15 protein-coding genes and 2 tRNA genes are annotated in these 13545 nt (G+C 69.2%); all 17 read right to left on the bottom strand.

The window, feature by feature from the left end; genetic code table 11:
- Positions 1-2108, bottom strand: a 2108-nt coding sequence (locus AC3ETA_RS46905) for an ATP-binding protein (protein ID WP_432199017.1), incomplete at its 3' end; no start/stop codon positions are given.
- A gap of 249 nt (positions 2109-2357) precedes the next feature.
- Entirely contained in the window at positions 2358-2540 is a 183-nt protein-coding gene (locus AC3ETA_RS46900; protein WP_432199016.1) for a hypothetical protein, read from the bottom strand.
- Between the two features lie 2 nt (positions 2541-2542).
- A complete protein-coding gene (locus tag AC3ETA_RS46895) occupies positions 2543-3598 on the bottom strand; it encodes an N-6 DNA methylase (protein WP_432199015.1) in 1056 nt (351 codons plus the stop codon).
- Between the two features lie 381 nt (positions 3599-3979).
- Positions 3980-5530: a ParB/RepB/Spo0J family partition protein gene (locus tag AC3ETA_RS46890; protein WP_432199014.1), complete on the bottom strand. Its 1551-nt coding sequence runs from the start codon at positions 5528-5530 to the stop codon at positions 3980-3982.
- Positions 5531-5586: 56 nt separating this feature from the next.
- Positions 5587-5901 carry a hypothetical protein gene (locus AC3ETA_RS46885; protein WP_432199013.1) on the bottom strand — a complete coding sequence of 105 codons (315 nt, stop codon included), beginning with the start codon at positions 5899-5901 and terminating at the stop codon, positions 5587-5589.
- 174 nt (positions 5902-6075) lie between these two features.
- On the bottom strand, positions 6076-6540 hold the full coding sequence (locus tag AC3ETA_RS46880) for a hypothetical protein (RefSeq protein WP_432199012.1): 465 nt from the start codon (positions 6538-6540) through the stop codon (positions 6076-6078).
- Positions 6541-6796: 256 nt separating this feature from the next.
- Positions 6797-7162 carry a DUF3846 domain-containing protein gene (locus AC3ETA_RS46875; protein WP_126898101.1) on the bottom strand — a complete coding sequence of 122 codons (366 nt, stop codon included), beginning with the start codon at positions 7160-7162 and terminating at the stop codon, positions 6797-6799.
- Positions 7163-7348: 186 nt separating this feature from the next.
- On the bottom strand, positions 7349-7984 hold the full coding sequence (locus AC3ETA_RS46870) for a hypothetical protein (RefSeq protein WP_432199011.1): 636 nt from the start codon (positions 7982-7984) through the stop codon (positions 7349-7351).
- A 131-nt stretch (positions 7985-8115) separates the two neighbouring features.
- The gene (locus AC3ETA_RS46865) at positions 8116-8931 is read right to left on the bottom strand and encodes a hypothetical protein (RefSeq protein WP_432199010.1); all 816 of its coding nucleotides are present in this window, start codon (positions 8929-8931) and stop codon (positions 8116-8118) included.
- Positions 8932-9156: 225 nt separating this feature from the next.
- Positions 9157-9231: transfer RNA gene (locus AC3ETA_RS46860), tRNA-Ile, on the bottom strand.
- Between the two features lie 91 nt (positions 9232-9322).
- Complete coding sequence (locus AC3ETA_RS46855; protein WP_269644410.1) at positions 9323-9553, bottom strand: hypothetical protein; 231 nt, start codon at positions 9551-9553, stop codon at positions 9323-9325.
- A gap of 27 nt (positions 9554-9580) precedes the next feature.
- Positions 9581-9654, bottom strand: a tRNA-Leu gene (locus tag AC3ETA_RS46850).
- 191 nt (positions 9655-9845) lie between these two features.
- Positions 9846-10244, bottom strand: a complete 399-nt coding sequence (locus AC3ETA_RS46845; protein WP_432199009.1) for a hypothetical protein — start codon at positions 10242-10244, stop codon at positions 9846-9848.
- Positions 10245-10456: 212 nt separating this feature from the next.
- Entirely contained in the window at positions 10457-11608 is a 1152-nt protein-coding gene (locus AC3ETA_RS46840) for a DUF932 domain-containing protein (RefSeq protein WP_432199008.1), read from the bottom strand.
- 339 nt (positions 11609-11947) lie between these two features.
- On the bottom strand, positions 11948-12109 hold the full coding sequence (locus AC3ETA_RS46835; RefSeq protein ID WP_432199007.1) for a hypothetical protein: 162 nt from the start codon (positions 12107-12109) through the stop codon (positions 11948-11950).
- Positions 12106-12231 (bottom strand): hypothetical protein, encoded by a 126-nt coding sequence (locus AC3ETA_RS46830; protein ID WP_269644414.1) that lies wholly within the window; start codon positions 12229-12231, stop codon positions 12106-12108. The genes AC3ETA_RS46835 and AC3ETA_RS46830 overlap by 4 nt, the downstream gene beginning before the upstream one ends.
- A 109-nt stretch (positions 12232-12340) precedes the next feature.
- Positions 12341-12730 (bottom strand): hypothetical protein, encoded by a 390-nt coding sequence (locus AC3ETA_RS46825; protein WP_432199006.1) that lies wholly within the window; start codon positions 12728-12730, stop codon positions 12341-12343.
- Positions 12731-13545: the final 815 nt, after the last annotated feature.

Here is a 13545-nt window from a genome sequence, read left to right as displayed (position 1 = left end):
TGCTTCTCGGCCTCCAGCAGCTCGTTCACCGGGCGCAGCCACGCCCCTTCCGCGTCGTAGGGCGTGCGTCCCTGCGACATGGCCTCGACGGCGTCGGCCTGCTCCGCATAGGGCCCGCCGAGAGCACGCAGGTCTGCGATGACCTGCGGCATGTGCGTGCTCAGCGGCTTCTTCCAGGGGCCGTTGGATGTGCCGGTGCCCCGGCGGACGTTGTAGAGGGGCCCTTCAACAGCGATGTGCCCGAGGTACAGCACGGGCGCATGGATGCCGAGGAGTTCGGCGAGCGCGACGGCCTTGGCGTAGTCGGGGATGCAGGTGAACCCGTAAGCCCGGCGGTACCCGGCCGGGTGCGGATCCGCAATCACCCTCCACTGGGCCGTACTCCAGGCGACAGAGGCCACGGCCCTCCCTGCGCTGCGCAGACCGCGTTCGGCCAGCAATGCCGTCATCCGCTGCGTGGCGAGCTCGGCCAGCAGGCGACGCGGCTCGGGGGCCTTCTCCAGCCGCTTGGCCTTGCGCAGTTCGCTGATCGAGGCCTGGCTCTGGCGCAGGCCGTTCAGAGCTGACCGGTCGGCCAGGTAGGCGCCGGGTGGCAGCGGGACGCCCTGCCATGCCTCGGCGTCGAGGAGCGGGAGTCGGCGCGGCTCGTGAGTAAGGAGGAGGCTCAGCAGGCTGCCGCCCATCGCGTCCATGGCCAGCTCGAATCCCTCGCTGCGATCGGATGAGCTGAGGCTGCCCGACCTGGCTGCTCGCCGGTGGCCGCCTTCGTGGAACACCACTCGCAGTGTCTCGTCCAGGTCGTCCAGAGTGGCTTCCTTGATGCCCATGACGTCGCTGGCGGGCTCGTAGATGCCGCTGGAGCAGTAGCGGGCTGAGGCTTCATCCTCCCGGTAGATCTTGACCTGGCCGAGCGCGTCCAGACCGAAGACGCTGCGGAAGACGGCACCGGCAAGGTCCAGGGTGCGGCGTCGCCCGGCGCTGACATCGTCGGACTTCACCCACTGTGTTTTGGGGTATTGGCGCTGATGATGGCTCACGGCCTCCCGTACTGGCCTGACGCCGAGCAGGTGCATGAGGAAGCCGTGTGCGTAACGGGGCAGCCTGCTCGTGACACAGGTGACGCCCCGGCCCTGGAGGTGAAGTTCGTCCTCCACCGCGGACCCTGCGGCGTTGTAGTAGACCTCGTCGTCGTTCCAGAGCGTCCGGGCGTGGTCGCGAAAAGCGCGGCGCACTGCGAAGTCACGGACGGAGCTGAAATAGGTCTCGCTGGTCGACAGGCGCGGCCCGTTCAGTGCGCGGTCGACGAACCGGGCGATGACGGAGGGGTCGGCGCTGGCCGCGAGTGCCCTGCGGATGTGGTCCTCCAGCGCGGCGCCGTCGACGATGGTGCGGTCGCGGTTCTGCTCACCCTTGGCCGTGGCCAGAGGGAGGTCGTAGCTGGCGGCGAGCCGGGTGTCGGTGGAGACGAGGATGCCGCCGACGAAGATGCGTCCGGGCTGGCCTTCCAGAATGATCTCCGCGTGGTCCTGCGGGGGGCGGTAGGAAGGGTCGTTGAGGTAGCGGACCCGGCCGATGGCGTCCTCGGCCACCTCACGCGGGCACGGAACGCTGATGAGGGTGCCGCGCTCCCGGTCGGTGGGCCAGTACTGGTAGTGCAGGACAAGGCTCTGCTGGTCGTCGTCCGGGCCGGGGACCTCGGCGAGGTACGTGCTCGGTTTCAGGAGGGGGGTGAAGCTGTAGCCGACCGTGTCGAACTGGACGGGACCGATTCTCGGATCACGGGCCAGGACAAGCGCGGCGAGCTTCTTGCCTTCCCCGAACTGGCCGATCTGCTGGCTGGTCTTGCGGGAGGCTCCCAGGAGGAGTCCGGTGCGGGGGATGCCGGGGCCTTGATCGTGGATGGTCAGAGTGCCGTCGTTCCAGCCCACTTGAGTGTGCGGGTCTTCGTCCAGTGCGTTGGCGATCAGTTCGACGAGCGCGCGCTCGGACGTCCAGTCCTTCACGTAGTCCTCGGCGATGGGGTAGGGCAGTTGGTTCACGTGGTCGGGGCGTGGTTGAACAGCGGTCGGCTGCCGGACGGCGGCGGGCGGGCACGCGGGGGTGGTCATGACGAGTTCCTCAGGCTGAGCGAGTGGTCCCGGGCGGCTTGAGGGCGCGGCCCTGCCTGGGGGCGGGGGAGGGCCGCGCCTGCTGTGGGCGCTGGAGGCCGGGACGGGTGTGTGGCGGCTCGGCGGTGATCGGCCCGCAGAGGGCCGTCGCGGTATGTCGACGCAGCCCCGGGAAGGGGGCGCTTCACCGAGCAAGTAATTCGATCCTAGATAAAAAATGGGCTGGATGCAAGCGCCCTGACTGGGGCTTCACACCTGGTCGGTGCTGGCCTCGACGTCGATTCCCAGCTCGGAGAACCACAGGGACAGCACGTCGACGACGTCGCCGCCATTCCATTCGCCGGCACAACTCTCGACGTCCTTGATCCGGCGGAACAGATCAGCGATCGCGGCCCCTTCTGCCGTGGACCAGTCGACGGGCGGTGAGGGCATGGTCACGACGCCTTCGCCTGTCCTGGGCCGCGAGAGATCAGGGCGTCCACTTCTGAAATGGCCTGCATGGTGGCGGCGATCGTCTCGGCCTGGCCCACGAGTTCGTTGCGACGGGCGATGATGGCCGCGCGTTCCGCGATGGCCCGTTCGGTGCCGTCGCCCTCATGCAGGGTGTCGGTACAGGAGACCAGCACACTGCGACCCAGGTCCCACACCACTGCATTGACGGCGCAGCAGGCCGCGGAGATCGGGTCCAGATCATTCATGGCCCACACGTAGGCTCGCGGATTGCGGCCGCTCTCACGCAGGTACTGCGCGGCGGCCCGGAAGATGCCGCCGGTGCCGGCCGTCGGCTCACTCAGCCACGCACCCTCGGGAATGTCCTCGGGGGACAACGTCATGCGAACCATCAAGTCGCACATCTCCGGCGGGGTGTGCACCTGGCCGAGAGCCTCGCGCGCTCCACGGGAGCGCAGTTCGGTGACGAGGAATCCGAGGACGTCCGCATCGGACCGCAGGGCAGGGTCGGGGTGGCCGGTCAGTTCCATCAGTCCGGTGTTCAACGCGGCGTGGGTGACCGCGTGGACGGCAGCGAGCCGCTTCGGGCTCTGCTCCTCTTCCTCGACCCAGCCGCGCAGCGGATATGCCCACGCGACGAGCTCCGGACGGCTGATCCACAAAAGACCCCACACCCGACGGTAGAAGTCGAGCAACTCCTCGGGGCTGAAGGTCATCAGATGGTCGGCGACATCCGGGCCGTCGTCCGCCTGACGCAGCAGGGAAAGGACAGCAACCACACCGACCGGGACCTCCAGGCGGGAGTCGACGCGGGCGCGGTGCCACACACGGGCGACCGTCTCCGCCACATCGAGTGCGAGATAGGTCGGTGACAGGCCTCGCGTCCGGTTCCGCCTTTGGCGGGCGGCCGGGGGCGTCGCAGTGGCGGATGCCGTGTGCTCCGCGGCTGGGGGAGGGGCGTCGGCCGGACGCAGACGGATCCGCGGCTGGCTGGGATCGGGCTCGGGCGGCTCCTCGGCGGCGAACAGGTCGAGCTGCATGGATCCTCCTTCGGGCATGCGGCAGGGGTGATGGATGCGGTCAGGCGCTCGGGGCGCCGGAGGCCGGCGGTTAGGGGCGGGCGCTGCGGCCCGGGAGGCTCTGCGGCGGGCGCCCCGGTGTCCGGGGGCCTCGGCGGCGGCGGGGGCGGTAGTTGCGGTGGAGCGTCAGATGCCAGCCGTTGCAGACCTGGCATTTGCGGTAGCCGCGTGGCGACTTGCCGCGGGCGTGGGAGGCTCCGAAGGCTGCGCGGGCGCTCGCGCGGTCGGGGTAGCGCGGTCGTCCCGACGGACACACGTCAGACACGACGTACTCCTTGGATGTGAGGGAGGCGGCCGGGGAGGGCGCAGCACGCACGCGTGCAGTGCCGCGCCCTGCCGGTGTCAGGCGGCCTGGTCGACGGCCTGGTCCTCGTCGTCGGGCTGGGGTATGTGCTTGGCGACGGCGAGTTCTTCCACGTCGGACAGCCGGTAGCCCTGCGCCTTCAGGCACAGCAGGTAGGCGGCCTGGTGACGGCTGAGGCCCTGCCACGACCTCGGCTCGCGCATGCTGTGCTCGTAGGCGGCGGCCACCTGCGCGAAGACCTGGTGCCAGCCCTTCGCCTTGCCCTGGCGGCTGACCAGATCGTCGAACGGGTCTGCGTCACGGCTGTAGCGGGAGCGGTCGGCGTTGGGATCGGGGACTCCGAGCAACAGGGCGACGGCCTCGGTGTCGCCGCGCTCGCACCACTTCGCGTACAGGTAGGGCGGACTCATCACCGTGCGCAGGGCGAACTGACGCACGGGCTCGGGCAGAGACTTGCCCTTGCACAGCCGCCGCACGAAGTCCTCGCGGACCGTGCGCGCGGTCTTCCACGCCTTGTTGCCCGCGATGGTCCGTGCCCGCGCCTCCCTCTCCTCGTCGCTCATCGTGTGCTTGGCCTGCTTGGCGCCAGGCCGGAGCTTGTGGCCGTACTGGGCGGGGTCGGAGCAGTACCAGACCGGCTGGAACTCCTCGTCCAGGCGGGCGCTGTGGCCGGAGCAGTGAGCGTGCTTGTCCGCTGTCAGAGGCGCACCCAGGGGCGTGCGCAGATCGGTCAGCGGCCGGGAGGTGTCCTTGGTCCCGTACCCGTAGTAGTTGGGCAGCAGCGGGACTTTGGCCTCCTCCAGCTCGGCCACTGCCTTCTTGCGGGCTTCTGTGTCGGCCTTGGTCTGGCGGAGGCTGGCCATGGCCTGATCCCAGTGGCCGCGCCCGCCGCCTTCCTCGCCAGCGTCCTTGGCGTGAGCCTCCTCCAGGACCTGAACGGCCCGGGTGACCTCGCTGACCTCGGCCATCTCTGCCATCTGCATCAGGTCGAAGCCCTGGACGGTGGCACGGCGGAGATGGGCGTCGTCCAGACGGGCGGCCTCACGCGCCGCGCGCAGCTCGGCCCGCTTGATCTTCAGCGCGCGGGCCATCGTCTCGCGCTGCTCCTCGCTGACGTCGATGAGCGCCAGCGTCTCGATTGCCTTGACCCGGTCGCGGTCATGCATCTGCTCGCGGTGATCGTTCTCGATCAGCGACAGCAAGTGGGTCATCGCGTCGTCGCCGACCAGGTCGGCGCGGATGATCGCAGGGATCATGCGCACGGGCCTGCCCTCGGCCTCGGCCGTGGCGTTGGTGGCCTGCTGGGCCTGTGCACGCCGCCATCCCTTGAACGCGCTGTATGTTCCGTCTGCCTGGGGCCGGACGTGGATGGGATCCTGGACGCCGAGTTCGGCCACGGACGCCTTGAGGTCGTCGTCCGGGCCGGTGTCGGTGGTCCGGGCGTTGTAGTCGTCGCGCACGATCAGGGCTGGGTCGAGGCGGACGATCTGGTCCTGGGCGTCCTCGACGGCCGCTGGCGCGGGCGGTGCGGTCGCGGCGGCTTTGGCGGGTGTCTTCGTGGTCTTCTTCGCCTGGGGGGCGGTGGACATGGTCGGTACTCCTGTGATGGTGGTGCGTGGCGGGCCGGGGCGTCCGGCCCGCCGGGTCATGCCGTGGGGTGGTCGCCGATGGTGATTTCGATGCGCATCACACGTCCGCTGGCGTCGCCTTTGATCGGGGAGAGCAGCAGCGCGAGGGATGCGCGTACGAGTGCGCACGTGGTCTCGGACGGCGTGTTCTGGCCGGTCTGCTGGGCAGCCGTGCGGATCAGCGCGTCGGTGGCGTCGGCGGGTGTGTAGGCGAGTCCGTGGCGCAGCAGGTGATCCGCGAGCCGGAACACCTTCATGGCGCGTCGGACGGCTTGATAGCGGGCCGGGGGCCAACCGGTGGGCATGGGGGCGGGGTCTTCGGCACGCGACATGTCGGGTGCGTTCCTCTCGGGCAGTGAGTTCACGGCGGCGGGACGTCGACGCGGGTGGAGGAGCGGGTCCGCAGAACACCGTGTGTACTTCGATACTAGATAATAACGACGGTGAAAGCAAACGGCTGCATCCCACTCGGCCCGTCCTGGACGGGCGGGGCGCCCTGGCGGGCATCACGCGCTGCTGCCGGGCCGGTTGGGTGCGAGCAGGATGCCCGCCTGGTAGTCCGTGCCCGGCTCGGGCGGGATCGGATCCCCAGTGGCGAGGTCAGTGCAGTACGCGGCGAACACGTCGGCCGCTTCCATGGGTTCGGGCCACCCGGCGGTGACGCGCCAGCCGCGCAGGACGGCTCTGTCCTCGGAGGCGTAGGTGCGGGTGAAGATCGCCGCGTCCCGGTAGCCGAGCGAGGTCTGTGCCAACAGGTGGCAGAACATCAGCGAGCCCTCGCCGTCCGCCTCCATGAGGTCCTGGTCGTCCGGCGCACGGTCGACGGTCGTCGAGACTGAGGCGAAGCTTCCCAGGTCGGTGTGGGCGCTGCACACGAGGTGATGGCGGCCCGCCCCGAGGGTGTCCAGCAGCGCCTTGAATGCCTGGGCTGCGGTCTCGAAAGGCTCGGGCAGGGTGGCGGGGTCGGGCATGGCGAGTACTCCAGATCGCAGTGGGCGCCGAGGGCGGCTCGGATGTCTGCCGGCGGGAGCGCCGGGCCGGTGCGCCGTGGGCGGAGGCCCGCCGGCCCGTAGGAGCTGCGCGCGGCCGGGGAAGGAATGGCCGTGCGGGGTCGCGTTCAACCACGGGCCGGGCCGTGGCAGCCGGACCTCAGAGGCCGAGCGCGGCCGGTCAGGGGGGAGGAGGGGAGCGGGCGGCTGCGCCCGTCGGGTGTGTCCGGCGGTGCTGTCACAGGTCTTCGAGGGTGAGCAAGAGGCCGACGAGCTGCTGCTTGAGCAGCGGCAGGGTGTTGCCTTCCGAGTCGGGGCCTCCGGTGAGCAGGGCGGGGCCGTAGTACGCCTGATGCGTGAAACCGAACCGGCGTGCAAGCGCGGTCGCGGCGGGATTCACCGGGTGGTTGTACAGACCCTCGTCGTCGATCCACATGTCCCATTGGCGGGTCAGGGCGACGACGTCGAAGAGATCGCAGCGCAGGGTTGCGCGCATCACGGCACGGCGCTCGGCGTCGGATTCATCGTCGTGGCCGAACGGCAGATCGATCTCCACGAGTTGTGCGTTGCAGGTCAGGAGCAGGGCGGAGGGGGTTTTGGGCATGACTGGCTCTCGTGTTCGCTGCGTGGGAGGTGGTCGGCCCGGCACGCGGGAGCGCGGGTGCGGGTTCGGGGACGCACCGAAGGCTCGACCGCGTGCCGGGCCGTGGCGGCCGGGCCCCGGGACGAAGGGAACGGGCCCGGCCGGTCTGGGCCCCGGCCGTGTCGCAATGACCGGCGGCGGGGGATGTCAGGCCACAGGGGGCCCGTAGGTGCGGAACCCGCCGTGGCTGGCGGCGTGCTTGAGGTAGTCGATCCACTCTGGCCACCAGTCGGCGTCCTCGATGACCTCGGACAGCAGCGCGGGATTGGCGGTCCTGCCGGACTCGTACGCCGCGAGCGCGGCAAGGATCTCGCCGGGGGTGACGGTCCAGCCCTCGTCGCCGCCGAGCTTGTGGGCCGCGATGCCGACGGGGTTGGGCGGGGCCTCGGCCAGCCGCTCCTCAAGCGCCTTGCGGTAGCGCAGGACTCCGGCCGGAGCCGCGTCCCCTCCCGGGGCGGCCACGGACTCATGGAGGGTGGTCCCGTAGGTCTCGGGGGTGGGGCGTGCGGGTGGCTGAGTGGCGGTCAGCATGCCGAAGTGGTCCATCACGGCCCGGCACTCACTCATCGACCAGGTCGTGAGGTAGAAGTGCGTGGTGCGGGTGGCCTCCATCGCGTCGTAGGCCCTGGCGACCTCTCTCTGGGCGGCCTGGTAGGCGGGGTGCTCGAACGGCAGGTCGAGCCGGTCGCGGTAGTTTGCGGCCGCGTCGAATGACCTGCTGGCCCTTTCGTGCGCTTCGTCCTCGCCCTCGGGGGAACGTACGAGGTACATGTCGTAGCCCATGGCTGAGGCTTCCCTTCGTGCAGTTTCGGCGACTGCCGGGACGTCACTCCAAGCAGCTTCGATACTAGATTAACAAGTGGCGCTGTTCCGGTATTCCCGGGCAGGAGCGATGAGTTGGGAGGGCGCGAGCCCTACCGCACGGCGGGGCGGCGTCCCCGCCTGAGCGACCGCAGTTGGCCGCGCAGAGATGAAATCTCCGCGCGCAGGCGCCCAACGCGCTCGCGCTCCTCACAGGCCATCTCTTCCGTCTGCTCGGCATAGCCGGGCAGGAGGCAGGCGCGACGCGCCAGCGACCCCCGGTAGTCCATGAGGAGCAGGACGAGGACGGGGTGCGGCAGGGCGGTGAGCCACCCGGCGGCGGTCCACCAAATCGCGACGGCATTCCGGGAATCCCGGCGCAAGTCCCGGGCCTGGCGCTCGTAGCGGTCCGCCTCAGCCGCTCCCCGCCCCGCCGACCAGGTCAGGAACCGCAGGAGACGAGGAGCCTCACGCTCGCGGGCGGCGGCGAGCAGGCGGGGCAGGTCGGGGCGGTGGGCGGCGTCCTCGGCGCACCTGCGCATGACCAGAGCGAGACTCTCGCCCGTCCGGGCAGACGGAGCCCTCCCGGCCGGTGAGTCCAACGGGGACACAGAAACCTCCGCCTGGGGGCGGTCGGCGCCGGCCCCGTCGAACCACCACACCAGGCTGCCGGTATAGCCGGTCGCGCCCCCGCGCCTGCGCGGCAGGGACTCCGCCGGCGCGCAAGCCTCCATGGCGTTGACAGAGCCGAGACTCACGCGCAACGCGGTGAACTGGTCCCAACGGCACGGATGGTGGGTGCCGGTCACATGCACACTGCCGCGCAGCGCGCCCGTGAGGGTGTACACGATGGCGTCACCGGTCAGGGGCTGAGCGGCGGCGCGCACCCTGCCGGACGGCGTGTCGATGACGAGGAACTCGGCGTTCATGATCAGAACTCCCAGCAGTCGGAGGGGACACAGGGGCGGTCGGCGGGTCCGCCGCCCTTGCCGGGAAGCGGCGTCGGGGCGGCGAACCCTCGGCCAGTGACGAACTGGCCGGGCTGGCCGTACCCGGTCGCCGGGGCGGGTACGGCGTCTGGAGGCCGGCGGGCGCCCGCGTCGACGGCGCCCGGTGCGGGCAGCGTCGCGCGGTGCGGCTGGCCTGGCTGTGTGTAGTGCTGGTGGGACTCGAACCCACGACCTCAACGGCTTATAAGACCGGCGCTCTACCAGCTGAGCTACAGCACCTCGGCAGTGAGGGGGAGGGGAGGGCCGCGCCCAGGAGGGCGGGGCGCGGCCCTGGGAGCGGCCGGGGCGCGGACGGACCCCCGGCCGCTGGTCAGCTGAACATGATCCGCGCCATCGTTTCGTCGATGAGTGCTGCGGCCTCGTCGTCGGACATGTCGTCAAGCCGGGCCAGTGCTTCGAAATCGATCTCGACGTCCAGGTCCGCGAGGTTCTTCTGCTCGATGACGAACTGGATCACCTCCTGGGCGCTGGTGCGCTTGGGGCCCTTCGGGCTGGGGGTGGCGGGCTGGGAATCAGGGCTCTGGTGGGCGGGGTCGGTCATGTCTCCTCCGTCGTGGGGCGGTTGGGGTGGACCCGACCGGATTCGAACCGGCGACACTGTGCGCTTTTAAGGCGCCTGCTCTGCCTCTGAGCTACGGGCCCTCGGGGGTGGGCCGCCGCCCCGCCTGCCGGAGATTCCGGGGCGGCGGCCCTGGGAGCGGCCACGCGCGGGGGGTCGCGCGGCCGCTGGTCTGGGAGGGTGGCCGCCGCCCCGGACGGGGGGAGCGGGGCGGCGGCCGGGTGGCGGCCAGACGTGGGGGGAGCACTGGCCGCCGGACTGGGGCGCAGACGGGCTACGCGGTGGCGGAAGCCGGAACGGCAAAGGCCGTCCGGTAGGCGACGGGAGTCGAGTCCCGGCCGCCCGTTTCACGGAATACGTGGCGGGCCTCATCTGCCGTGAGCGGCGTGAGCGTATGGCCAGTGATCATCCAGGCGCGCACGGACTCCTCGCCGGTCGGCGACGTGGTGCCGAGGACAACGCTGCCCCTGGCAAGGATGAAGGCGAGCGTCATGACTTCGGCGACCTGGGCCGCCTCGGCCTTGGAGCCGCTCCAGAGAGCGTCTTCGCCTTCGCCGATCACCTCGAACCCTGCTTGGGCGACGACGGGATCGGCGTTCTCCGGCTGGGCGGCCGTGGTGATCTGGTGTCGTCCGCGACCAGCCGCCCGCATCACGTCGGTCGTGGTCGTCACGGCGTGCGCGGTGACTGCTGCCAGGCGTGCCTGAGCCGGGCGGAATGAAGAGCTGTGGGCGCCCATGAGGCGTTCCCCCTCGTGTTGATTCGGCGACGGTTGAGGGCGTCACCCCTCAACCTTTAGCTTCGATACTAGATAAAACCTGCTCGAAAGTCAAACCTCCGGCGGGAGCGGGAGGCCGCCACGCTCCCGCCGGGGCTTAGAGGCGGCTACGCCGCTGCGGCGATGCTCATCGCGGACAGAGCCTGCGTCTCCAGCTCGTACGCCGCGTCACCGTCCTCCAGAGTCTGAGCCGTCGCGGTGACCGCCTGCATGATCCCGCCTGCCGTGGTCTGGCCACCCTTGATGAAGTGGGCGAACACCGACTCACGCACGCTGTCCGAGAACCGGAGCTGCTTCGCCACCAGTTCGACGGTCTCCGCCGGGCTGGTGACCTCGCGGCCTGCCTCCCGCTGGATGTCGGCAAGCTTGCGCTCGACGTAGTCACGGTTCATGAACGTCGCCACCGCGTCACGCGTCTGAGCAGTGATCAGCGTCAGGTTCTTCTCCTGGGTGTCCTGGGAGAACTCAACGACGCCCTCGCTCATCTTCGCGCCGAGGTGCACCTTGCCGAACGCGTCCTTGGTGATCGTCAAACCGTTCCCGCACACCCTCGCCACGATGCGGGGCGTGATCGCGTACTTGCCGCTGCCCACCTCGCTGTTGGTGAGGACGAACCCGGCCGAAACGATGGGCAGTTCATCGCCCGTCTGCCCGGTGAACGGCGACCGGTACCCGCGCAGCAGTTCGGGGGCGAGCGCAGCAACGTGCTCGGACTCCACCCGCACGATCATGCGCCGCTCCGTGAGGTCGGCACCCGTGATCTTCACGTCGTGCCCGGCCTCCCGGATCCCCGCCAACACGGCGGTGAGCATGTCCAGATGGTCGATGATCTTGTACCCATCGGAGAGCCACGCGCGCAGTACGCCCGGCTCCCCCTTGAACGCGCGGAGCAGGAAGCGCCGTGCCGGGTCCTTCTGCAGCCACCCGTTGACGTTGAGGTCGTACAGGTCGACTGCCTCGGCGCGCATACGGCGCAGGTAGGCGGTAGGGATCTTCAGCTTGTCGGCAATCCCCTCGTCCGCAACGGCGGTCGGGCGATAGGCGCCGTCGGCGCGTGTCACGCCGCTGGGCGTCAGGACCGGGTCAACACCGGTCACGGTGAGATTGCCGTCAACCGAGGTGATGGCCGACGCAGGGGCCACCATGTCGATCTTCGCGTCCTGGTCCCGCTCCAGGATCCGGAGCAAGTCCTCAAGGGACGTATTGCGGGTGTTGGCCACCGCGGGGTGCGCGGTGATCTGGTTGGGCTCGTGAGCCACTTGGGCTCCCCCTTCGTGTTGTTCGGCGTTCCATCGGCGTCACCCGATGTACTTCGATACTAGATAATAGCTGCGGAAAATGCAAGCCTCTGTTGCCACGGCTGGGGGCGGTGGGCGGTGGATGACGGGCGGTGGGCGGCAGCTCCCCCGCACCAACGAACAGGCGCGCGCACCGCGATGGGCAACGGGGCTGGCGGGCAGCCCCTGCCCGGCCGTCCGGCCCGGCCGGTAGAGGCCGGCTCCTGGCCCGGCCGGCGGGCGCACGGCGCAGGTGCCGGCCTCCTCGGGCCCGTGACCCGGGTGGGTTGGCCACGTGTGGCCAACCCACCACCAGAAGAACTAGAAGAACAGGCCCGTGATCGCCGCCATCGTCCCGCTCACTGCCGTGAGCAGAGCGAAGAACACGTAGGCGTACTGGAACCAGGGCGAAACCTGCTCGGGCGGCAGCTCCCTGGACGGGGGCGGCCCGTAGGGCGGGCACGCCCCCCTGAGCCCGGTCACTTCTTCTCGATGAGCCGCGCAACGGCCCTGGCGATGTTTTCGCTTTGGCCTCGGGTGCGGCCCTTGCTGTATGCCCAGCAGGCCACAACGACGACAAACACGATGATCACGTTCAGGCTCATGACTTCCTCACTGACTGAGTGTCCTCCGGCGGGGAGGATCGGGGGCTCGGGCCTTGGCCTCCCGAACGGGGGCGCAGATGAGATGCCGCCCCCGTCCGGGAGTGTCCGGCTAGGAGATTCCGTAAAGGAGGTCTCCCGGGGCTTCCCCCCACCGCTTCATGCCGTCGACGCGGTGCGGGTGGAAGGGGGCCCAATAGGTGGGCGGAACCCGAAGGAACTCGCGAGCCTCGTGAAGCTCAACCTCCATGATCTTGACGAGGACTCGGCGGTACAGCTCCACATCGTCACAGTCCGCGACAACGATGGGGAATTCGGCGTACGTGGTGATCTTCTCCGGGTAGCCTTCCGGCGCGAAATTCCGCTCTGACCGGTGAGCGGGGAATGTGAACCTGACTTTCACCGTGCCCTCAAAACGGTGAGTGTGGTCCTCCGCGTCGATGGTCCAACCGGGCTTGTAGACGAGCTGCTTGAGCAACTCGACGGCTGATGCTGCCTCCATTGCGGGGCATCCCTTCGTGTTCGGCGTGGCCGCTCCGGCGTCACCCGGAGTGCCTTACAACTTCGATACTAGATACTTCCCTCCTTGTGCACAACCCCCTATGACCAGCCAATCCGCAGACATCTGCTGCGCCTGACATGACGTCAGCTAATGCGACTGCTCATGCGTCAACTCCTGCCGGACCCTCCCCCCGGCTCAGCCATCGCCCCTGCTGAAGCCATGTAGCGGCGCCTGACGGCCCTTAGACATCCCCTCTGCTGCCGCTACTCCCTGCCCTGTAGAAAAGAGTTGAGAGACGGAGGGCGGGCTTGGTCGGCGCGACGGCATCGGGGATCGGGCACGGGGTGTTCTGTTGCCGTCGGCCTAGCCGCCGCGTTCGCGCTGCGCAGGGCCACTGCCGGAGGCACGCGTCTCACACCGCTCCTTCTGTTCCTGGTTCCTGGGTAACGGGGCCCCGGAGGGGCCCTGTTGCTCTGTTCTCGTATTCCGTGGTTTACTTTTCTCCACGGAATACAATTCAATTCCTCCCGGGTCTCAGGGAATCGAAGATTCCCCCTCAACCCACCCTAGGGAAACAGGGCATGACACCGCCTCAACCCATTCCCCAACTCCCCACCCCCACAATCAAATCCAGCACCCTCCTTTTTGTGCCGGAGGCACAAACCCTTTGTCGCCGCTTTTCGTGCCGGAGGCACGCAAGTTGGGAAATTGGCCGGAGGCCAAATTTCCCAACTCCCTTGCCGGAGGCGGGCAATTCGTGCGGGGACGCGCGAAACGAACGAAACGAGCATTCGGCCGCCGGAGGCGGAACAAAG

It is taken from the genome of Streptomyces sp. bgisy027, from assembly GCF_057710365.1.
Note: the sequence above shows the minus strand (reverse complement) of the source record. Positions and strands in the feature narration are given on the sequence as shown.